The organism is Streptomyces sp. SudanB5_2050, from assembly GCF_964272335.1.
Taxonomy (GTDB): domain Bacteria; phylum Actinomycetota; class Actinomycetes; order Streptomycetales; family Streptomycetaceae; genus Streptomyces; species Streptomyces rochei.
Map to the genome: position 1 here is coordinate 7107519 of NZ_OZ186760.1, position 20078 is coordinate 7127596.

Genomic DNA, 20078 nt, shown 5'->3' on the forward strand with positions numbered 1-20078 from the left:
GTACGGAGCTGGGGGAACGATGCAAGCCGACAAGCAGCTGTCCACGGAGATCGACGCCAACGTGCCCACAGCCGCACGGATGTACGACTATTACCTGGGCGGCAAGGACAACTACGCGGCCGACCGGGCCGCCGTCGGTGAACTCGACAAGGTCGTCCCCAGCACCCGCCGGCTGGCGCTGAACAACCGGCGCTTCCTGCAGCGGGTCGTGCGCACCCTCGCCCAGGAGTACGGCATCCGCCAGTTCCTGGACCACGGCTCCGGCCTGCCCACGCAGGACAACGTGCACCAGATCGCCCAGCGCGTCGCCCCCGAGTCCCGCGTCGTCTACGTGGACAACGACCCGATGGTCCTGGTCCACGGCCGCGCGCTGCTCGACCAGAACGACCGGACCGCCGTCATCCACGCCGACATGCGCTCGACGGAGGAGATCTTCTCCCACCCGGACACCCAGCGCCTGATCGACTTCTCGCAGCCGGTCGCCGTGCTGTTCAACTCGGTGTTCCACTGCATCCCGGACAGCGACACCGACGGCCCGATGGCGGTGGTCCGCCGGGTCACCGAGCGTCTGGTGCCCGGAAGTTACGCGGTGATGTGCCAGCTGGTGAGCGAGGATCCCGAGGTGCGGAAGTTCGTCACGGACTTCATGGACCAGGCCACGCAGGGGCACTGGGGCCGAGTCCGTGAGCCGAAGGACGTCGAGGCCCTCTTCGAGGGGATGGAGATCCTGGAGCCGGGCCTGGTCGAGGTCTCCACCTGGCGCCCGGACACCGACGTGGCGCCCCGCCAGCTCACCGACGAGTGGATCGAGTTCGGCGGACTGGGCCGCATACGCTAGGCACGAGATGGACCGAGGGCCGCGCCGTGGGCGCGGCCCAGTCCTATTCGTGCCTCCTCGGTGCTCCGTGTTCCGGCGGCGGCGCTGCCCGGGTGCCCCGCGGTGCTACTTCTCCGAGTAACGCTGCCGTGCCGTCTCGCGCAGCAGGTCGAGTGACGCGCGCGGCGTCAGCGCCTCGTCCGCCAGCCGGTCCAGCGCGACCCGGTACTCCTCGGTCTCGTCCTGGTCCTCGAGGAAGTTGGCGCTCCGGATGTGCTCCAGGTACACCACGTCGGGCAGGTCGGTGCCGCCGAAGCGCAGATAGGTGACCGGGATCGCGGGCGCCGAGGCGTTCGTCACGTCCAGCGGCACGATCTGCAGCGTCACTTCTGGCTTCTGCGCCATCTCGACGAGATGCCCCAGCTGCTCCCGCATGACGTCGCGGCTGCCCAGGACGCGCAGCAGTACGGACTCGTCGATGATCGCCCACAACTGCGGGGCGTCGGCGCGGTGCAGCAGCTCCGCACGGCGCATGCGCAGCTCGACCCGGCGCCGGACCTCGCTCTCGGGCGCGTTGGGCAGGCCGCGCTCGACCACGGCCCGGGTGTAGGCCGCCGTCTGGAGCAGGCCCGGGACGTACTGGATCTCGAAGGTACGGATGGTCGCCGCTGCCTCCTGGAGGCCGACCAGGCGGTCGAACCACTCGGGCATCAGACGCTTGTCGTACCGCTGCCACCAGCCCGGTTCACCGGCGCGCTGGAGCAGTTTGAGCAGGACCGAAGCCTCGTACGCGTCGGTGCCGTACCGCTCCAGCAGGGCCCGGACGTCCTTCTCCGTCGGCGGCCTGCGGCCCTTGCCCGACTCGATGCGCGAGAGCTTCGCCGCGCTGAACCCCAGCTCGCGCGCGGCCTGTTCCTGGGAGAGGCCGGCGTCCTCGCGGAAGCCCGCGAGCTGCACGCCGACGAGCATCTTCAGCAGAGTGGGCGCCGGCTCGGCCCGGTCCAGATAGGGTTCGAGACGGGAGATGCGGGGCGACGCGGCGGCGGACATCCTGACTCCCAGCAGACCGGCAGACTTGAGAAACCACACTATCTCATCCGGCCCGTGCCCACCGCATCTGCCCGTGGAAATCGGGTAGTTGGCCTCCGTTTGAGCGGAAGCCCAGCCTCCACGGGCGCTCCGCCGCCGTGGTCGCGGCCCGCCTCACAGCAGATGGTCGAACTCGCCCTCCTTGGCGCCGGCGAGGAAGGCGGCCACCTCGGCCGGGGTGTAGACGAGCGCGGGGCCGTCCGGATCACGGGAGTTGCGCATCGCTATGCCGCCGTCCACCAGAGCGACCTCGACGCAGTTGCCCTCGGCGTTGCTGTGCCGACTCTTCTTCCAGCAGGCTTCCAGCGAACTGGCCTGCACTCCGTTGCGCACTGGTGGCACCGCGGTCTCCTTGCCGTTCGGGGGAGCGACCGGGGTCCCTCGGTCCCCTTGCGCCCCCATCCGATTTTTTTCGCGCAATTTCTCGTGCAATTGCACGCGAGCGCTGTCAGCGTGGATAATAGCCGTGGCGTCAACCCCTCTTCCGGCGCCCCGTCCTGACGTCGCATCAGGGAGATGCCGTGTCGTCACCTGCGCATACCAAGCTCCGGTCGCCCGGCGAACCCGCGTCGGAGGCAGGCGCGGCGAGCCGGTTCGGCGGGCTCCCGCACACGGGGGCGGACGCCGACCGGAGGGCACGGCCGTTCGCCGCTCCGGCCGCGCGGTCGCAGGTGCCGGGCGCCCGTCCGGCGTCCGCCATGCTGCGGATCGCGTGCAGCGCCGAAGGCTTCGCCCGGGCCCGGGTCTTCACCCGGGAGACCCTGAGCGGCTGGTCCCTGGACCGGCACGCCGACGACGCCGTCCTCGTGGTCACCGAGCTGGCGGCCAACGCCGTGGCGCACGCGGTGCCCTCGGCCGCGGCCGGCGCGCCCGAGATCAGGCTGGGGCTCTCCCTGGAGCCCGGCCACCTGACGCTGACGGTCTCCGACCCCGGGGACGGCGAGCCCGTGCCCACCCCGTCCGACGGCTCCGCACTGCGCGAGCACGGACGCGGTCTGTGCATCGTCGACGCACTCGCCGACGACTGGGGCTGGACCCCGAGGCCCCCGGCGGGAAAGACCGTCTGGGCCACCCTGACCACCCGCCACCTTCCCTGACCCGACTGCCGCGGAGGGCCCCACACCATGCGCAGCGCTCCGACACCCGAACCGAGCACCCGGCGCACCGAGACGCAGACCCAGCCGCCCGGCCTGCCCCGGGCCGCCGCCCCGCTCGCGGGCCTGGACGGAGTGCCCTGGGGGGAGATCCAGGACTCCAGCGGGTCGGCCGCGGCCATCCCCCGGCTGCTGCGCAAGGTCGCCGGAGGTGACCCGGAGACCGCCCGGGCCGCCCTCGCGGATCTGCGGAAACGCATCTGCCAGTACGGGTTCGTCGTCGAGCAGGCGACGGCCGCGACCGTTCCCTTCCTGTGGGAGCTGGCCCAGCGGCCCCAGGTGAACTGCCGCGCCCAGATCATCCAGTTGCTCAAGAACATCGCCGACGCGCGGCAGTGGGAGACCACCGCCACGGTCTATCCCAAGCTGCTCAACCACCGGGAGAACCCGGTGGCCTGGGAGCGGGCGGCGCGGCAGGCCGTGCGCGCCCGGCGGGGCGAGCTGAAGCGGCTGCTCGCCGACGACGACAGCGAGATCACGCGGGCCACCACCGAACTCGCCCGCACACTCGGAGACTGAGACCCGCGCCCTCCGCGGGGGAGAAGGCGCGGGTCTCCTTCCTGTCGGGGCGTCGGGGCGTCGGGGCGTCGGGGCGTCGGATCGGCGGATCGGTGGAGCGGCCGGGCGGAGTGACGGGTGGCGAGGGCCGGTGCGTACCGGCCCTCGGGACGAGGTGGCGCTCCGGGGAGCGGCGGGGTAGGAAAGCGCGGGAAGAAAGCGCTTGCCCCCCTCGGTCACCAGGAGGACCACGCCGATGGCGTCGCCGCTCGAAAAGCCGCTCGACCACCGCTACCGGGGCGAACACCCGATACGCACGCTCGTCTACCTCTTCCGCGCCGACCGTCACCGCCTGGCCGGCGCGGTCGCCGTCTTCACCGTCAAGCACAGCCCCGTCTGGCTGCTGCCCCTCATCACCGCGTCCATCATCGACACCGTCGTCCAGCACGGCCCGATCGGCGACCTGTGGACCAGCACCGGGATCATCATGTTCATCCTGGTCGTCAACTACCCGCTGCACCTGCTGTACGTCCGTCTGCTCTACGGCAGCGTGCGCCGCATGGGCACCGCCCTGCGCTCGGCGCTGTGCACGCGGATGCAGCAGCTCTCCATCGGCTACCACTCGCGCGTCAGCGCCGGGGTGCTCCAGGCCAAGGTCGTCCGGGACGTCGAGACGGTCGAGCAGATGGTCCAGCAGACCGCCGAGACGGGACTGGGGGCGTTCACCGTGCTCGCCGGCGGCCTCGTGATCATCGCGGTCCGCACGCCGGAGTTCCTGCCGGTCTTCCTCGTCGTCGTCCCCGCGGCCTCCCTCCTCGTGGCCCGGCTCCGGGCCCGGCTGCGCACCCACAACGAACACTTCCGCCACGAGGTCGAGACGCTGTCGTCCAGGGTCACCGAGATGACCCGGCTGATCCCGGTCACCCGCGCCCACGGCCTGGAGCGCAAGGCGCTGCGCCGCATGGACGGCACCCTGGACCGCCTGCTGACCTCCGGTATGCGCCTGGACCTGGTCAACGGCCGCTTCGGCTCGCTGTCCTGGGTGGTGCTCAACGTCGTCGGCGTGCTGGTGCTCGCCGGCGCCGCGCTGGTCTCGTACTACGACGTCTGGGGCGTCACCGCCGGCGACGTCGTCATGCTCAGCGCGTTCCTGACCACCCTCACCAACTCCACGACGACGCTGGCCGGCCTGGCGCCGGTCATCACCAAGGGCCTGGAGTCCGTGCGTTCGGTCGGCGAGGTGCTCCAGGCGCCCGAACTGGAGGACAACGAGGGCAAGGCGGAACTCGCCGCCCTGCGCGGGGCCGTCACCTTCGAGGGGGTCGGGCACTCCTTCGACGGCGACGCCCGGCCGGCCGTGAGCGACTTCTCGCTCACCGTCGCTCCCGGGGAGACGATCGCCCTGGTGGGGGCGTCCGGTGCCGGCAAGTCCACGGTGCTCAACCTCGTGATCGGCTTCCTGCGGCCCACCTCCGGCCGGCTGCTGCTCGACGGCCACGACATGAACACCCTCGACCTGCGCACCTACCGGCGCTTCGTGTCGGTCGTGCCGCAGGAGTCGATCCTCTTCGACGGCACCGTCCGGGAGAACGTCGCCTACGGGATGGACGACGCCGACGAGGAGGCGGTGCGCGCGGCACTGCGCGACGCCAACGCGCTGGAGTTCGTCGACCGGCTGCCCCAGGGCCTCGACACCCTCGTCGGGGAGCACGGGGCGCGGCTGTCGGGTGGTCAGCGTCAGCGACTGGCCATCGCCCGCGCCCTGATCCGGGACCCGAGGGTACTCGTCCTCGACGAGGCCACCTCGGCCCTGGACACCCGCTCGGAGGCCCTCGTCCAACAGGCCCTGGCCCGGCTGCTGCGCGGCCGGACGACCTTCGTCGTCGCCCACCGGCTCTCCACCGTCCGCGGCGCGGACCGGATCGTGGTGATGGGCGAGGGACGCATTCTGGAGACGGGTACGCACGAGGAGCTGCTCGGCAGGGCGGGGGCGTACGCCGCGCTGCACGGCGGGCAGGTCGCCTGATCGCTCAAGCTGAGGATGCGATCGAAGGGGAAGAAGTTCTGTCCCTTTTTGGTTGAATAGCCGCTCATTTTCGTCGTAGGTCGGACAGTAAACGACGCATTTTCGTCAATTGCGGGTGGCGGCGCGCATGGTGCGAATGTTTCGTCCGGGTTCGGGCATACGGAGCGCAAATCGAGAGAGGGGCGCTTCGTGCTCGAACCGGACCCGAAGGTCGTCAGGGAGTTGTTGACGCGGTACGCGTCTCTGCGGATCGCTCAGGCGGAGAGGGAGAGGCCGGCGACGGCGCGTGAGCTGGCGGACGTCAGTTACACGCTCTGCGTGATGATGGCGACGACGACCATCCACGAGGCCGTGGCCAAGGCCGACGCGCTGCTGCTCGCCAAGGAACGGACGCCGGACACGGCTCGCGTGGCGCATCCGGACGGGGAGAGCGGCCTGTCGCTGGCCGTCTGAGACAGCCGTACCCCGGGCCCGCCCCGGGGGCCGGGGTACGGCTGCGCACGCCGGGCCGGCCCCCGGGGCGGGCCTACGCGTGCGGTGCCGTCGCGGCGGACCTGTCGAGGAAGGCCGCGCGATAGGCGTGCGGCGTCGTCCCCACCACCCGCCGGAAGCGTTCCCGGAAGGCCGTGGGGGAGCCGAACCCGGCCTGCCGCGCGATGCGTTCGATCGAGTGGTCGCCGTTCTCCAGAAGGTACTGGGCCCGTCGCACCCGCGCCCGCAGCAGCCACTGCAGCGGTGTGGTGCCCGTCTGCTCGCGGAAGCGGCGGCTCAGGGTGCGCTCGCTCATGCCCGAGCGCGCGGCCATCGCCCCGAGGGTGACCTCCCCGGCCAGGTTGTCCTCCAGCCACTCCAGCAGCGGCTCCAGGTCCGAGCCCCGCGGTACGGGCGGCTGCCGGTGCACGATGAACTGGGCCTGGCCGCCCTCCCGTTCCAGCGGGACGACGCACATCCGGGCGGTGTGCGCGGCGACGGCCGAGCCGAGGTCCCGACGGATCATGTGCAGGCACATGTCGAGCCCGGCGGCGGCGCCCGCCGAGGTGAGGATCTGCCCGTTGTCGACGTAGAGCACATCGGGCGCCACCTCCACCTCCGGGTGGCGGCGGGCCAGTTCGTCCGCGGCGATCCAGTGCGTGGTGGCCCGCAGCCCGTCCAGCAGCCCCGCCTCGGCCAGGACGAAGGCGCCCACGCACACCGAGGCGATCCGGGTACCCGCGCCGGCCGCCTCCCGCAGCGCCGCCAGGACCCGCCCGGAGGGCGGTCCCGACTCCTCGGAACGGCCCGGCACGATGATCGTGTCCGCCGTCTCCAGCGCCTCCAGCCCGTGCTCGACGCGGAGCGTCAGCCCCTGGGTGCGCACCTCGGGCGACTCCGCGCACATGCGGACGCGGTACGGGGCGCGCCCGTCGGGCAGCCGCGCCCAGTCGAACGCCTGCATGGGCGCCGCCATGTCGAAGGGCACCACGTCGTCGAGGACCAGGATCGCCACCGCGTGCATGGCCGCCACGATAGGCGGTGTCCCGCCGGGCGGAGAAGGTCCTGCTCGGCGGCGGGAAGCGGGCCGGGGCGGCGGGCACCGCCCTGGTGGGGGCGTTGGCGAGAACCCGTTGAATGCTGTCGTTCCGGCCTCTGGGCGATCACGCGTCGGCTTCCTAACGTGGCTTCCACCCCACCGATCCGCCTGCCTCCCGGAGCCCCGACCGATGACCAAGTTCCTGCTGTCCCTCCACGTCCTGGCCGCGATCCTCGCCATCGGGCCCGTCACCGTCGCGGCCAGCATGTTCCCGCAGGCCGTCCGCCGGGTGGCGGTGGCCGTTCCGGTCGGTACCGCTGGGGGAGGAGACGGTGCTGCCGGTGCCGGTGCCGGTGCCGGTGCCGCCCAGGACGACATGAGCACCGTCCGGCTGCTGCACCGCATCTGCCGCGTCTACTCCGGTCTGGGTGTCGCGGTGCCGGTCCTCGGCTTCGCCACCGCGGCGGCGATGGGAGTCCTCGGCGACGCGTGGCTCATCGCGTCCATCACCCTGACCGCGGCCGCGGCCGGCATCCTGCTCGCCTTCGTCCTGCCGCGCCAGGAGGAACTGCTGGAGGACCTGACCGGCCGGCAGCCCGTCGAGCGCGCCAGGACCGCCCGGCTCGCCATGTTCACCGGCCTGTTCAACCTCCTGTGGGCGACGGTGACGGTCCTCATGATCGTCCGGCCGGGCTCCACCACCGGCGCCTGAGAGAACGTCGCCTTCGAGGGGAATCCGCACCCCCGGACCGATGGACGCCTAGACTGCTCAGTCGCGCCTCCGTACGGGGGCGGACGACACGAAAGGCACGTTGACGGGTGTTCCAGGATTCCCCCATCTACGACCGACTCGTCGCCGAACGCGGTGACGTCCCCGAGCAGGTGCGACGGGATGCCGAGCGCGTGAGCAGGGAGCTCGAGGTGGTCATGCGTCCGCTGCGGGCACCCGGCCATCTGCCCGGTGCCGAGCGACAGCCCTCTCCGGGCGCCGGCTGGCAGCGCACCGCCCTGCTGCCCGGTCCGCGCCCGCACTGACGGACGGCCCGCACCCGGGGGCCCGGCCTCACCCGACGGCCGCCGTGTCCGCACCGCCCGCGTCCGCCGGCGCCCCGGCGGCGGGCCGCGCCAGCCACTCGGCGATGGTACGGGCGATGGGCTGGCCGGTGTCCACCTCGACGAAGCCGAACTGCCCCGACTGATTGCACTCCAGGAACCACCAGGTGCCGTCGCCGTCCTCCGCGAAGTCGAAGGCGCCGTAGGCCAGGTGCGCCGCCCGGAGGTAGGCGCGGACGGACTCGGCGACGCGCGGCGGGACCTCGGCGGGCCGCCACGGCTCGGGGGACCGCGTGAAGCGCACGTCGACCACCTCCGGGTCCGGTCCCGCGAGGGTCGTCTTCCGCGCGGCCAGCAGTTCCTCGCCGACGGCGGTGACCCGGATGTCGGCACGCTTGGCGATCCGGCGCTGCAGCAGCGTCGGTCCGTGGGCGACGGCGGAGAAGTCGGCCTCGGGGGGGACCCTGCTGGTCGGCACCGCCAGGGGCGGGTCCTGCGGATGGGAGCCCGAGACGGGCTTGACCACCAGGTCCGGATAACGCTCGGCGAACTCCCGCGCCGCCCGCGGGAACGTGGTGATCAGCGTCGCGGGCACCGGCAGTCCGCACTGCTGGGCGAGGCGCAGCTGCCAGGGCTTGTAGCGCGCCCGGTGCGCGGCGTCCGGCTCGTTCATCCAGCGCGCCCCGCAGTCGCGGAGCATGCCGTACAGCGCCTGCCCGGACTCCTCGGTCAGCCACGCCGAGGGCTCGGCGGCCCGGGCGGCGGCACCCCCCGGCCTGCGCACCCACACGGACCGCAGCCCGCCGATGCTCACCAGGCGGCCCCCCGAGGAGAGGTGGCCCCGGAACGAGCCGTGCGCGAACTCACCGGAGAGCGCGACGGAAGCGGTGAGGTCCGCGGGGTCCAGCCGGACCACCGGCACCCCTGCCGCGTTGAGGTGCACGACCACCATGTCGGCGGTGACGTCCTCTTCACAGGTCAGGATCAGCACGGTCATGTGCGACTGCCCGTGTTCAGTCGTCGAAGTGAGTCTTCGACCCTGCGGTGGAGGTCGTGGTCCCCAGCTCTCTCAGCAGCGCGTGGTCGCCGGCGGCCACCCGCCCGTCCAGAAGCACGTTCAACTGCAGCCCGGAGTCGTAGACATAGGGAGTGGCGGCTTCCAACTCCACTGCCGGACGTGCGTAGTTGAGCGCGAACGGTTTCATCGTCTCTCCCTGGTCGGTGCTGTGCCGACCGGCCGGCGGCTCGTGTGCGCGCCGCCGCCCGGTCCGCCGACTTCCTTCGGCTTCCAGAGACTTATACGAATCGAACGGGTGAATGGTTTCCTCACGCTGCGTAGTCGCCGCGTGGACCGGCCTCCCGCCGCCGGTCCCCGGCGTCCCGCCGGGCGCCGAGCGTGCCGCGGGCGGAGCGCAGAGCGAGCAGGAGCACACCCACGTCGTCCAGGTAGACCGGGTCCGGCACCAGGTCGGCCGGCAGTACCAAGTAGAGGACGGCGCCCCAGAAGACCCACCGGGGACCGGTGGGGAGCCCGGCCCGCCTGAGATCCCGTCGGGTGCGGACCAGCCGTACCAGCACGGCGACCGCCGCCGCGAGGACGGCCGCCGCGAGCGCCACCGCCGCGACGATCACCACTGTGGTCGTGTCCACCCCGGTCCTCCTCCCGGCGCGCGGCACGCGCCTCGCCTTGCGGATGCCCGGTCGCGGCCGTGCCAAGTCACCGGGAACGGGCCTCTCATCCCTGTGGCCCACTCCGGTGGCACTCCGCGTCGGACGTGCTTAGTAATGGGCAGCACACACAGCGCGTGTCGCATGTCGGGGACGCAGGGCGGCCGCACCCCCACCACACGGAGAGATCATGACCACCGGCTCTTCATCACCCCGTTCGCCCGAGTACGCCATATCCGCCCTGGACCTGCCCACCGGGGAGACGACCACGGCCACGGGCACCCACCAGGTGCGGCCGCCGCAGGCGCGGCCCGACACAGGGTCACCGGCGGCCCGTCCCTCGCCCGTCCGCCCACCCGCGTCCGAGGAGGACGCGGAACCCGCCGGGGAGTACCACGCCACCGAGGACCCGTTCGAAGAGGACGCGTTCGTGGAGGACGCCTTCGCCGACGAGCCCTTCCCCGCCGATCCCGACCCCTACGACCAGGACCGCGGCGTCCGGGACGAGGCGGCGCGCGAGTACGGCGACCCCGTCGGGGACCTGGTGCGCGCGGCCGTGGCCGACCGGCCGCTGGAGGAGGTCGTCGACCTCATCACGATGCTGGAGGGGTCCCCCCAGTACGCACAGGCCACGATCGACGCGCTCCGTGCCGTCGGCGTGAACCGCTCGGTGGAGGACGTCACCCGGCTGGTCGGCCTGCTGACCCGGCCCCCGCGCCACCCGGACAGCGCGGACGAGGCGATCCGGGCCGCGGCCGAGTGCCGCTCGGTGGAGGACGTGACCCGGCTGATGGAACTGCTGCACCGCACCCCGCTGGAGCCGCACTGCGGTCAGGAGGCCGTCCGGGCCGCCGCGACCGGCCGGCCCGTCGAGGAACTGGTGCAGCTGATCGGTCGCCTCGCCGAGGACGGCCGGGTTCGGCCGGACCGGCCCGACGCCCGGCGTCTGCGGGCGGCCCTGGAGGGCGGCGCCGAGGACGACGGACCGGTGCCCTCCGCCCGCCCGGGCGAAGCGGCCGACGCGCCCGCGGCGGGCGACCGACGGGGCCGCGACCGCCGCCGCGGCTTCCGACCGGGCCGCCGGGGACGCGACCGCGACGCGGACCGCGCGGCGCGCGACGACGCCCACGACGAGGAACGCGCCCGGCGCGACCGCGACCGGGCCGCGCGCCGGGCCGACCGGGGTCCGGCCTGGCCGGTGTGGCTCACGGTCGCCGTCCTGGCGGGATGCGGCGTGGCGTACTTCCCGCTGCACCAGGACGGGGCCTCACCGCGCGCCTACGGAGTCGCCCTCGGCCTCTCCGCGCTGTGCCTGCTGCTGGCCCTGCTGCTGACCGTGCGGCCCGCCGTCCCGTTGATCGCGGCGGCGGTCGTCGTGCCGGCGGCGCTGGCCGCGGCCACGCTCTACGGCAGCGCCACCCCCTCGTCGCGGGTCTCCCGGACCGTCGACCTCACCCTGGCGCCCAGCTGGATCGCGGTCGCGGTCGCGGTGGCGGCGTCCCTGGTCGCGCTGACCGCCCTGTGTGTGCGGGTGGCCTCGCAGGTACCCGCCGGGCGCCGGACGGCCCGCCCGGTGCCCCGGGCGAGCCGCGTCGCGGACTGACCGGGTCGGTCACCGCCGTACACACGTCCCGGGGTTCGCGCCGGTGTCCGGCGCGAACCCCGGGACGAGCCGTTCACACGCCCAGCGTGCCGGCCGGGTGCTCGTGCTCCAGCAGGGCCGCGAGCACCCGGTCCGGGGTCAGCGGCAGCTCCCGGAAGCGGATGCCGGTGGCGTGGTGGACGGCGTTGCCGACGGCCGCGGCGGAGCCCACGATGCCGATCTCGCCGATCCCCTTGCTGCCCATGGGGTTGAGGTGGGCGTCGTCCTCGTCGACCCAGTACGCCTCGACGGACGGGACGTCGGCGTGGGCCGGCACGTGGTAGGAGGCCAGGTCGGACTCGGTGAAGTCGCCGAACGCCGGGTCGACCGTGCTGTCCTCGGTCAGCGCCATGCCCAGCCCCATCGTCATGCCGCCCACGAACTGGGAGCGCGCCGTACGGGCGTTGAGGATGCGCCCCGCCGCGAACACCCCCAGCAGCCGCGTCACCCGTACCTCACCGGTGACCGTGTCCACGGTGACCTCGGCGAAGTGCGCGCCGAACGCGTGCCGGGCGTAGGGGCTCACGGCGTCCGCGGTGCCGGAGGTGTCGGCCTCGGCGAGGACGCCGTCGTCCGGCAGCGGGCCCGAGTGCTCGGCGAGCCGGGCGACCAGCCGTGCGCACGCCTCGTGCACGGCCCAGCCCCAGGACGCGGTGCCGGAGGAGCCGCCGGCCATCGGTGCGAAGCCGATACCGCTGTCGGCGACCTCGATCCGGACCCGCTCCAGGGGCACGCCGAGCGCGTCCGCCGCGATCTGCGCGCAGACCGTGCGGGCGCCCGTGCCGATGTCGGTGGCGTTGACCCGGACCAGGAAACCGCCGTCAGGCAGGGCCCGGGCCGAGGCGGCACACGGGGAGACCAGCACCGGATACGTGGCCGCGGCCACCCCGCTGCCGATCAGCAGCGGCCCGTCGGCGCGCGCCCCGGGGCGCGGGTCACGCTCCTGCCAGCCGAACCGGCGGGCCCCCTCGCGCAGACACTCCACCAGGTGCCGGCTGCTGAAGGGCTTGCCGCTGTCCGGTTCGGTCTCAGGCTCGTTGCGGATCCGCAGCTCCACCGGATCGATGCCGAGGCCGGTGGCCAGTTCGTCCATCGCGGACTCGAGCGCGTACATGCCGGGGCACTCCCCGGGAGCGCGCATCCAGGACGGCGTGGGCACGTCCAGCGGGGCGACACGGTGCGCGGTGCGCAGGGCGCCGGCGGCGTACATGACGCGGGCCGGGACGGCGGCCTGCTCCACGAACTCCTTCACCCGGGAGGTGTGTGTCGTCACCTCGTGCGTCAGGGAGGCGATCCGGCCGTCGGCGTCGGCGCCGAGCCGCAGCCGGTGCAGGGTCGGCGCCCGGTGCCCGACGACGGTGGGCAGAAAGCGGCGCGGCAGCGCCACCGTCACCGGGCGGCCCGTCGCGCGCGCCGCCGTCGCGGCCAGCACCACGTCGGGCCGGGGCGTGCCCTTGGAGCCGAAGCCGCCGCCCACGTGCTCGGCGAAGACCGTGATCCGGTCCTCGGGCAGCTCGAACACGCGGGCCAGTTCCGCGCGTACGGCGGTGGTGCCCTGGCTGGAGGAGTGCACCGTCAGCCGGTCGCCCTCCCACCACGCCGTACTGGCGTGCGGCTCCATCGGATGGTTGTGCAGCGGCGGGACCCGGTACTCGACGTCCACCCGGGTCGGCGACGAGGCGTAGGCGGCGTCGGGGTCGCCGTGCTCGGTGACGGCCGGGAACCCGCCGTTGGCCGAGTCGGGGACGTACGCCCCGGGGTGGTCGGCGGTGAGCGTCACATCGAAGTCCTCCGCCTCGTACGTGACCCGTACGGCCGCGGCGCCGGCCCGCGCCGCCTCCAGGGTCTCGCCGACCACCAGGCCCACGAACCAGCCCCGGTGCGGGACGTGCGGGTTCTGCAGGAGCGCCAGGGTGGGGTCCTCGGGATCGGCGAGCCGCGGCGCGTTCTCGTGGGTGAGCACGGCCACGACGCCCGGCAGGGCCAGCGCGGGCGCCGCGTCGACGCCGGTCACCCGGCCCCGCGCGACGGCGGCGGGCACGGGCCAGCCCTGCGCACGGCCGGGCACGTCGAACTCGGCGGCGTAGCGGGCGGTGCCGGTGACCTTCTCCCGCCCCTCCCGGCGCTCGGCCGGAGCGCCCAGGACGGTCTCGGTGCCGGTCATGGAGTCCTCCTCGTGGACGCCGGGTTCAGGTGGTGGAGGGCGGGGCGAGCCGGCCCAGTACGTCCAGGGCCAGCCGGCGGGCCAGCGGCACCTTGTAGGCGTTGTCCCGCAGCGGTTCGGCTGCGGCCAGTTCCAGGTCGACGGCGTGCTCGAAAGCCGCCGTCGTCGGCGCGGCGCCCACCAGCGCGTCCTCGGCCCGCCGCGCCCGCCAGGGCCGGTGCGCCAGCGCGCCGAAAGCGATCCCGGCGCGCTCCACCACCCCGTCCCGCAGGTGCAGCACGGCGGCGACGGACGCCAGCGCGAAGGCGTACGACGCCCGGTCGCGGGCCTTGCGGTACGCGGAAGGCAGCCCCGCGGTGGCCGCGGGCAGGACGACACCGGTGATCAGCTCACCGGGGTGGATCTCCGTGTCCCGCTCCGGGTGCACGCCGGGCAGGCGGTGGAAGTCGGCGGCGGGCACGCTCCGGGCGCCCTCGGGCCCGCGCAGCTCGACCCGCGCGTCCAGGGCGGCGAGCGCCACCGCCATGTCCGAGGGGTGGGTGGCGATGCACTGCTCCGAGTGGCCGAGCACCGCGTGGTCGCGGTGCACGCCGCGCAGCGCGCCGCAACCGGTGCCGGGCTCGCGTTTGTTGCAGGGCTTGGACAGGTCCTGGAAGTAGGGGCAGCGGGTGCGCTGCAGCAGGTTCCCGCCGGTGGTGGCGGCGTTGCGCAGCTGCCCCGAGGCGCCCGCCAGCAGCGCCTGGGACAGCGCGGGCCAGCGGTCGCGGACGGCGGGGTGGGCCGCGAGGTCGCTGTTGCGGACCGTCGCGCCGACGCGCAGCGCACCGTCGGGCAGCTCCTCGACCGCGTCCAGCGGCAGCCGGGTGACGTCGACGAGCGCGGTGGGCGCCTCGACCCCCAGCTTCATCAGGTCGACGAGGTTGGTGCCGCCGCCCAGGTAGCGGGCGCCGGGATGGGCGGCGAACGCGTCGGTGGCCTCCTGGACGCTGCCGGCCCGCACATAGGCGAAGGGCTTCACGGGATCACGTCCTCGACCGCCTCGGCGATGCGCGGATAGGCACCGCACCGGCACAGGTTGCCGCTCATCCGCTCCCGGATCTCCTCGGGGCCCAGCGGAACGGGAGCGCCGGAGGGGGCCCGCGGGTCGGTGACGCGGGACGGGTGCCCGGCCGCCGCCTCGGCGAGCACGCCGACCGCCGAGCAGATCTGGCCCGGGGTGCAGTACCCGCACTGGAAGGCGTCGCGGTCCAGGAACGCCCGCTGCACCGGGTGCAGCTCCTCGCCGTCCCCGGCCAGGCCCTCGACGGTGGTGATCTCGCAGCCGTCCAGGGCGACGGCGAACAGCAGGCAGCTGTTGACCCGCCGTCCGTCCACCAGGACCGTGCAGGCGCCGCACTGGCCGTGGTCGCAGCCCTTCTTCGCGCCCGCCAGGCCGAGGTCCTCCCGCAGGAGGTCCAGCAGGACGCGGCGGTGGTCGACGGTGAGGGTGTGCGGCTTGCCGTTGACGCGGAGCGTGGTGTCCGACCGGGACGTCGGTGGCGGTGCGGCGTGGGCGGTGCCCTCGTGCTGGCTGTCCATGGCGTCGGTGACCTTCCGGGACGGGCCGTGCGGCTGTGCCGTCCGCGTATCCACCTTGCGGCACCTGACACGTGAGGGTGCCCTCACCGGGCCCCGGGGCGACGGGGGCGACCGGGCGGCGCAGCGGTGGGGGCCGTGCTGTCAGCCGCCGGGCCGGGGCGGCTCGTCGCCGGTGGCGCCGTCGGACCCTGGGCGCTGGGCGCGGGCGCCCTTGAACCGTTCCAGCGTGCGGGTCAGCCCCCGGAAGGGGGAGACCGGCGCCTCGGACGGTGCCGGCTCGGCCGGGCCCGCACCGGCGGACTCCCGGTAGGCGGCCAGCGCCTCGGCCGCGCGTTCGGCCGCCTCCCGGTACAGGTCGCGGGACTGCGTCATGGCCTCCAGCGCCTCCGCGTACATGGCCACCAGCTTGCGCTCGCGGTCCAGTTCCTCGGCCATGGTCAGCAGCCGCCAGTCCTCCCGCAGGGCGGTCAGGGCCGCCTCCGCGTCCGCGGTGAGCGGCCTCGCCAGCCCGGCGAACGAGGTGACCGCGGTGATCAGGGCGGTGGGCTCGGAACCGTCTAGGAAGACGGTGCGCACCGAGAAGTCCCGGGCCTCGTAGCCCTCCGGCGCCGGCGTGCCGGGCAGCACCACGGCGCCGCCGCGCGGCAGCTGGACGCCGAAGTCCTCCAGGGCCCAGTTCACCACGCGCAGTTGCTGCGGGGCGGCGCGGTGCTCGACCACGCGGTGCCGCAGGCCGGGCGGCAACCGGTCCGCCAGCGGCACCCGGCCCCGGTGGTCGGGGGTCATCGCCTCGTGCACGACGACGTGGATGTTCCACGCCCCGCGCCCCGCCTCCTTCAGCAGCCGGCGTACGGCCTTGTCGTCGTCGGGCAGCGTGTTGATGCCCCGCAGCCGCAGTCCCGTCGCGATGTCCCGGTCCCAGGTGACGTCCGGGTCGTCCGGCCAGAACACGGTCGCGGGGGAGGGCCAGGCGAGGTCCCAGGCCGCTTCGGCCTCCGCCAGCAGCGTCCACTCCTGACTCCCGGCCGAGGGGGCCGCGAGGGTCAGTCTGGCCCGCACGGTGACGGACTCCGCGACCTTCCACCGCGCCTCGAAGGTCCGGACGCCCGTGGGCTCCTGCGACCCCTCGTCGGGAAGTTCCAGCCAGTCGTCGATGACGTGGCCGTCCTTCAGCCGCTGGAGGTGGTGCCGGACGGTGTCCTGTGCCGCGGATCCGACATGGCGGCCGCGAGCGGACCACAGCGTGGGCGGAGTCGAGGGGCGGGCGGTGGCAGAAGTCGGCATGAGTCCATCGGGAAGCAGGGGCACGGACGTAGGCAAGTATCGTCGCCGCAGGTCAGCGGAGAGCACCCGGGGTCCGCCGACCGGGCGGGGCGCGGCGTGGCGCACGGTGCCGTCGGCGGGGGCCCGGGCGGGCCGTGGGCGAGGCTGGACAGGAGCACGGCGACCGACCGTACGGCACGACAGGGAGCGATCTGATGAACCTCGACCTCGGCGGACGGACCGCACTGGTGACCGGCTCCTCGCAGGGCATCGGAGCGGCGATCGCCGCCGGACTGGCCCGGGCAGGGGCCACGGTGGGCGTCAACGGCCGCGACGCCGGCCGTCTGGAGGAGAGCGTCGCCGGACTGCGGGCCGAGGTGCCGGACGGCACGTTCGTGCCGGTGGCGGCCGACCTCGGCACCGAGGAGGGCGCGCGGCGGGCCCTGGAGGCGATGCCCGACGTCGACGTCCTGGTGAACAACCTCGGTGTCTTCGGGGCCACGCCCGCGCTGGAGATCAGCGACGACGAGTGGCGCCGCTACTTCGAGATCAACGTCCTCGCCGGCGTCAGGCTGACGCGCGCCCATCTCCCCCGGATGAGGGAACGCGGCTGGGGCCGGGTGCTGTACATCGCGAGTGACTCGGCCGTCGTCGTCCCGGCCGAGATGATCCACTACGGGGTCTCCAAGACCGCTCTGCTGGCAGTGGGCCGCGGCTTCGCCAAGGAGGCGGCCGGCAGCGGCGTCACGGTCAACTGCGTCATCGCCGGACCCACCCGCACCGAGGGCGTCGAGGAGTTCGTGTACCAGCTCGTCGACCGGGACCTGCCCTGGGAGGAGGCCCAGCGCGTCTTCATGCGCGAGCACCGCCCGCAGTCGCTGCTCCAGCGGCTGATCGAGCCGGAGGAGATCGCCAACCTGGTGGTCTACCTCAGCTCGCCCCTGGCGTCCGCCACCACCGGGGCGGCCGTCCGTGTCGACGGGGGCTACATCGACTCGATCCTCCCGTAGGCCCTGCCGCGGCCCGGACGCGCGCCGCCCCGACGGCTCCCGGGCCGGGCCGCGTCACTCGTCCGGCGCCGCCCGCCGCCGGTCGGTCTCGTCCCAGGCACGCGTGTCGCGCGGCTCCACGTACGGCTCCCGGTCGGCCGGGTGGCCGCCGTCGATCACCCGCTGCCGGGCCAGCTCGGCGTCGAACTCCAGGCCGAAGAGGATGGCCAGGTTCGTCACCCACAGCCACACCAGGAAGATGATGACGCCCGCCAGAGTGCCGTACGTCTTGTTGTACGAGCCGAAGTTCGCCACGTAGAAGGCGAAGCCGGCCGAGGCGACCAGCCAGACCAGCAGGGCCAGCACACTGCCCGGCGAGATCCACTTGAAGCCCTTGACCCGGGCGTTCGGGGTGGCCCAGTACAGGATCGCGATCATCAGGGTGACGAGCACGACCAGCACCGGCCACTTGGCGATCGACCACACCGTCATCGCGGTGTCGCCGACCCCGAGCGCGGTGCCGACCTGCTGGGCGAGGCTGCCGGTGAACACGACGATGAGCGCGCTGACCACGGCGAGCACCAGCAGCACCACGGTCAGGGCAACCCGCAGCGGCAGGACCTTCCACACCGGGCGTCCCTCGGGCACGTCGTAGACGGCGTTGGCGGCCCGGATGAACGCGGCCACGTAACCGGACGCCGACCAGATCGCGCCGACCAGACCCACCACCGCCAGCACCGAGCCGAGGCCCGCCTTGGCCTGCAACTGTTCCACGGCGTCGGTGATGACGTCCCGCGCGGAACCGGGCGCGAGCTTCTGGATGTTGTCCAGCACCTCCTGGGTGGCGGACCGCCCGGCGATGCCCAGCAGCGAGACCAGCACCAGCAGCGCCGGGAAGAGCGAGAGGATCCCGTAGTAGGTCAGGGCCGCGGCGCGGTCGGTCAGCTCGTCGTCCTTGAACTCGGCGACCACGCGCCGCAGCAGCGCGGACCACGAGCGCTTCGGCAGCTCGGTGGGGGAGTCGGGCGCGGCGCGCTCGGCGGAGGGGTCCGGACCGTAGTCGCCGGACTCCGTGCTCCCGGGCGCGCGGGCGGCCGAGCCCCCCGTGTCGTCGGTGTCGTCCTTGTGCTTCCCGAGGTGGGGAAGGTGAAGTCGGGCCATGCCCCCCGGGTTGCCCGCGACGGCCCGCCCAAGCCCCTGGGACGCGGAACGCGCGCCGGAGCGCGGGCCGCCCGAAGCCGCACCGCAAGCCCCGAGCACGGCCGAAACACCGCAGTATGCCGCAGCGCGCGCACGTTCCTCTGGAAAATGCCAAAGCGCTCACCGGATGCGTGCACTTTCCGTAGTCTCGGCGTCACGTTCGCGGTACAGCCGTGCAGGGGAGGGGATCCGGCGTGCCCGGAATCGACGAGAGTCTGGTGGAAGCCATCCGGCTGCCCGGCGCGCGGGGCGCGTCGCTGGTCGACTGGATCAGCGGGCTCGCACTGGGCGCCGTCGGCGACGCGCCGGGCGGCGACTGGGAGGCGACCGCGGCCCAGACCGCCGAACTGGCCCGGCACGTCGCGGAGAACGCCTCCCTGGGCGCCGGCGGCGCCGCCGAGACGGACAAGGAACCGGCGGTCGAGGACCTGATCGCCACCACCGGCGACGCCTACCACCTGCTCCGCTTCGTCAGCACGCCCTTCGACAGCACCGTCTTCCTCCACCTGTGGCTCGACCGCAACGACGGCAATCTCGCGCTGGCCCGCATCCGGCTGGCCGAGCTGGCGGAACGTCTGGTGCTCGGGTGACGAGGGTGGCGAGAGTGACGAGGGTGACGACGGCATGGGCCGCGCACGAGACGACCTCGGCGGCGCTCGGCGCCCTCGCGGCCGAGGGGGCGACCGGGGCCCTGTCGGGCGACCGGGGCATCGTCTATCTGTCGGCGGGCCGCGTGGTGCACGTGGAGTCCGCCTTCACACCGGACCTCGGCGCCCTGCTCACCCGCAGCGGCGCCGTGCCGCCGGACGGCTGGTGGGACGCGGTCGACCGGGGCGGCACCCAGCACCGGGTCGGCCACCGGCTCGTGGACAGCGGCCGGCTCACCGCCGGCGCGCTGGAGGTCTGCCATCTGGGCGCGCTCTTCGACGCCGCGTACTTCGTGCTCGCCCACGACACGCGCGCACACCGCTTCCGGCCCGGCGCCGTGCACTGGCTCGGCGCGGTCAGATCCGTGCCCGTGGACGTCGTCGTCCGGGAGACCGGACGCCGACGCGCCCTGCTGGACCGCATCTGGCCGGACGCCGCCATCGACACCGCCCCGCTCACCCGGGTGCGCGACGCCCGCGCCGCCGGTCTTCCGGTGCGACGCAGCAGGACCCTGACGCAGGTCGACGGCGTCCGCACGGCCGCCGAGATAGCCTCCGCGCTCGCCTGCCGCACGTACCACACCCTCGTCGAGCTGCGCCGCCTGGCCGCCGCCGGTCTCGTCACCGCCGCCCCGCCCGCTCCCGCTCCGGCCGCCGCGGCACCCGAGCCGGGCGGGGTCGTGTGGGACGACCCGGACACCGCCCTGCTGCGGCGGCTCCGTGACGCCCTGGAGGCCCTGTGATCCGCGCGCGCCGACAGCGTGCCGAAAGGAGACTGCT

Annotated in this window: 22 protein-coding genes; 11 read left to right on the plus strand and 11 right to left on the minus strand. The window is 73.8% G+C overall.

The window, feature by feature from the left end:
- Positions 1–19: 19 nt before the first annotated feature.
- On the plus strand, positions 20–838 hold the full coding sequence (locus tag ACFZP7_RS31195) for an SAM-dependent methyltransferase (protein WP_031015817.1): 819 nt from the start codon (positions 20–22) through the stop codon (positions 836–838).
- A gap of 105 nt (positions 839–943) precedes the next feature.
- Here the strand turns inward: ACFZP7_RS31195 and ACFZP7_RS31200 are convergent, their stop codons facing one another.
- The gene (locus ACFZP7_RS31200; RefSeq protein ID WP_385637283.1) at positions 944–1867 is read right to left on the minus strand and encodes a helix-turn-helix domain-containing protein; all 924 of its coding nucleotides are present in this window, start codon (positions 1865–1867) and stop codon (positions 944–946) included.
- 153 nt (positions 1868–2020) lie between these two features.
- Complete coding sequence (locus tag ACFZP7_RS31205) at positions 2021–2248, minus strand: DUF397 domain-containing protein (protein ID WP_031015816.1); 228 nt, start codon at positions 2246–2248, stop codon at positions 2021–2023.
- 179 nt (positions 2249–2427) lie between these two features.
- Between ACFZP7_RS31205 and ACFZP7_RS31210 the strand changes: the two genes are divergently transcribed.
- The 4 genes from ACFZP7_RS31210 to ACFZP7_RS31225 all read left to right on the plus strand — a co-directional run bounded on the left by ACFZP7_RS31210 (position 2428) and on the right by ACFZP7_RS31225 (position 6037).
- Positions 2428–3003 carry an ATP-binding protein gene (locus ACFZP7_RS31210; RefSeq protein ID WP_385637286.1) on the plus strand — a complete coding sequence of 192 codons (576 nt, stop codon included), beginning with the start codon at positions 2428–2430 and terminating at the stop codon, positions 3001–3003.
- Between the two features lie 27 nt (positions 3004–3030).
- On the plus strand, positions 3031–3579 hold the full coding sequence (locus ACFZP7_RS31215; protein WP_019327801.1) for a hypothetical protein: 549 nt from the start codon (positions 3031–3033) through the stop codon (positions 3577–3579).
- A gap of 235 nt (positions 3580–3814) precedes the next feature.
- Positions 3815–5584, plus strand: a complete 1770-nt coding sequence (locus ACFZP7_RS31220) for an ABC transporter ATP-binding protein (protein WP_019327802.1) — start codon at positions 3815–3817, stop codon at positions 5582–5584.
- Positions 5585–5773: 189 nt separating this feature from the next.
- Complete coding sequence (locus ACFZP7_RS31225) at positions 5774–6037, plus strand: DUF5133 domain-containing protein (protein ID WP_031015812.1); 264 nt, start codon at positions 5774–5776, stop codon at positions 6035–6037.
- A 73-nt stretch (positions 6038–6110) separates the two neighbouring features.
- On the opposite strand, the gene ACFZP7_RS31230 is transcribed toward ACFZP7_RS31225, so the two are convergent.
- Positions 6111–7079, minus strand: coding sequence for a GlxA family transcriptional regulator (locus tag ACFZP7_RS31230; protein WP_385637289.1), 969 nt, complete (start codon positions 7077–7079; stop codon positions 6111–6113).
- A gap of 205 nt (positions 7080–7284) precedes the next feature.
- On the opposite strand from ACFZP7_RS31230, the gene ACFZP7_RS31235 reads away from it, so the two are divergent.
- On the plus strand, positions 7285–7806 hold the full coding sequence (locus ACFZP7_RS31235; RefSeq protein WP_385637292.1) for a hypothetical protein: 522 nt from the start codon (positions 7285–7287) through the stop codon (positions 7804–7806).
- Positions 7807–7913: 107 nt separating this feature from the next.
- The gene (locus tag ACFZP7_RS31240) at positions 7914–8129 is read left to right on the plus strand and encodes a hypothetical protein (RefSeq protein WP_003978167.1); all 216 of its coding nucleotides are present in this window, start codon (positions 7914–7916) and stop codon (positions 8127–8129) included.
- Between the two features lie 28 nt (positions 8130–8157).
- Here the strand turns inward: ACFZP7_RS31240 and tgmB are convergent, their stop codons facing one another.
- From tgmB to ACFZP7_RS31255, 3 genes are all read right to left on the minus strand, one after another.
- On the minus strand, positions 8158–9144 hold the full coding sequence (gene tgmB, locus ACFZP7_RS31245) for an ATP-grasp ribosomal peptide maturase (protein WP_385637294.1): 987 nt from the start codon (positions 9142–9144) through the stop codon (positions 8158–8160).
- Between the two features lie 16 nt (positions 9145–9160).
- The gene (gene tgmA, locus ACFZP7_RS31250) at positions 9161–9352 is read right to left on the minus strand and encodes a putative ATP-grasp-modified RiPP (protein ID WP_019327807.1); all 192 of its coding nucleotides are present in this window, start codon (positions 9350–9352) and stop codon (positions 9161–9163) included.
- 121 nt (positions 9353–9473) lie between these two features.
- Positions 9474–9797, minus strand: coding sequence for a DUF1232 domain-containing protein (locus ACFZP7_RS31255; RefSeq protein ID WP_019327808.1), 324 nt, complete (start codon positions 9795–9797; stop codon positions 9474–9476).
- A 208-nt stretch (positions 9798–10005) separates the two neighbouring features.
- On the opposite strand from ACFZP7_RS31255, the gene ACFZP7_RS31260 reads away from it, so the two are divergent.
- Positions 10006–11418: a hypothetical protein gene (locus ACFZP7_RS31260; RefSeq protein ID WP_385637297.1), complete on the plus strand. Its 1413-nt coding sequence runs from the start codon at positions 10006–10008 to the stop codon at positions 11416–11418.
- 73 nt (positions 11419–11491) lie between these two features.
- Here ACFZP7_RS31260 and ACFZP7_RS31265 read toward each other — a convergent pair whose 3' ends face one another.
- The 4 genes from ACFZP7_RS31265 to ACFZP7_RS31280 form a co-directional block, all read right to left on the minus strand.
- Positions 11492–13621: a xanthine dehydrogenase family protein molybdopterin-binding subunit gene (locus ACFZP7_RS31265; protein ID WP_385637300.1), complete on the minus strand. Its 2130-nt coding sequence runs from the start codon at positions 13619–13621 to the stop codon at positions 11492–11494.
- A 25-nt stretch (positions 13622–13646) separates the two neighbouring features.
- Positions 13647–14639 carry a xanthine dehydrogenase family protein subunit M gene (locus ACFZP7_RS31270; protein ID WP_030975881.1) on the minus strand — a complete coding sequence of 331 codons (993 nt, stop codon included), beginning with the start codon at positions 14637–14639 and terminating at the stop codon, positions 13647–13649.
- The gene (locus ACFZP7_RS31275) at positions 14636–15199 is read right to left on the minus strand and encodes a (2Fe-2S)-binding protein (protein WP_210952833.1); all 564 of its coding nucleotides are present in this window, start codon (positions 15197–15199) and stop codon (positions 14636–14638) included. The genes ACFZP7_RS31270 and ACFZP7_RS31275 overlap by 4 nt, the downstream gene beginning before the upstream one ends.
- A gap of 141 nt (positions 15200–15340) precedes the next feature.
- Positions 15341–16483 (minus strand): hypothetical protein, encoded by a 1143-nt coding sequence (locus ACFZP7_RS31280; protein ID WP_385637303.1) that lies wholly within the window; start codon positions 16481–16483, stop codon positions 15341–15343.
- 194 nt (positions 16484–16677) lie between these two features.
- On the opposite strand from ACFZP7_RS31280, the gene ACFZP7_RS31285 reads away from it, so the two are divergent.
- Positions 16678–17472 carry an SDR family NAD(P)-dependent oxidoreductase gene (locus ACFZP7_RS31285; protein WP_385637305.1) on the plus strand — a complete coding sequence of 265 codons (795 nt, stop codon included), beginning with the start codon at positions 16678–16680 and terminating at the stop codon, positions 17470–17472.
- A 54-nt stretch (positions 17473–17526) separates the two neighbouring features.
- On the opposite strand, the gene ACFZP7_RS31290 is transcribed toward ACFZP7_RS31285, so the two are convergent.
- Positions 17527–18612: a YihY/virulence factor BrkB family protein gene (locus ACFZP7_RS31290; RefSeq protein WP_385637307.1), complete on the minus strand. Its 1086-nt coding sequence runs from the start codon at positions 18610–18612 to the stop codon at positions 17527–17529.
- Positions 18613–18845: 233 nt separating this feature from the next.
- On the opposite strand from ACFZP7_RS31290, the gene ACFZP7_RS31295 reads away from it, so the two are divergent.
- Positions 18846–19241 (plus strand): hypothetical protein, encoded by a 396-nt coding sequence (locus ACFZP7_RS31295; RefSeq protein ID WP_019327815.1) that lies wholly within the window; start codon positions 18846–18848, stop codon positions 19239–19241.
- A gap of 23 nt (positions 19242–19264) precedes the next feature.
- Complete coding sequence (locus ACFZP7_RS31300; protein ID WP_019327816.1) at positions 19265–20041, plus strand: hypothetical protein; 777 nt, start codon at positions 19265–19267, stop codon at positions 20039–20041.
- The last annotated feature ends 37 nt before the right edge of the window (positions 20042–20078 follow it).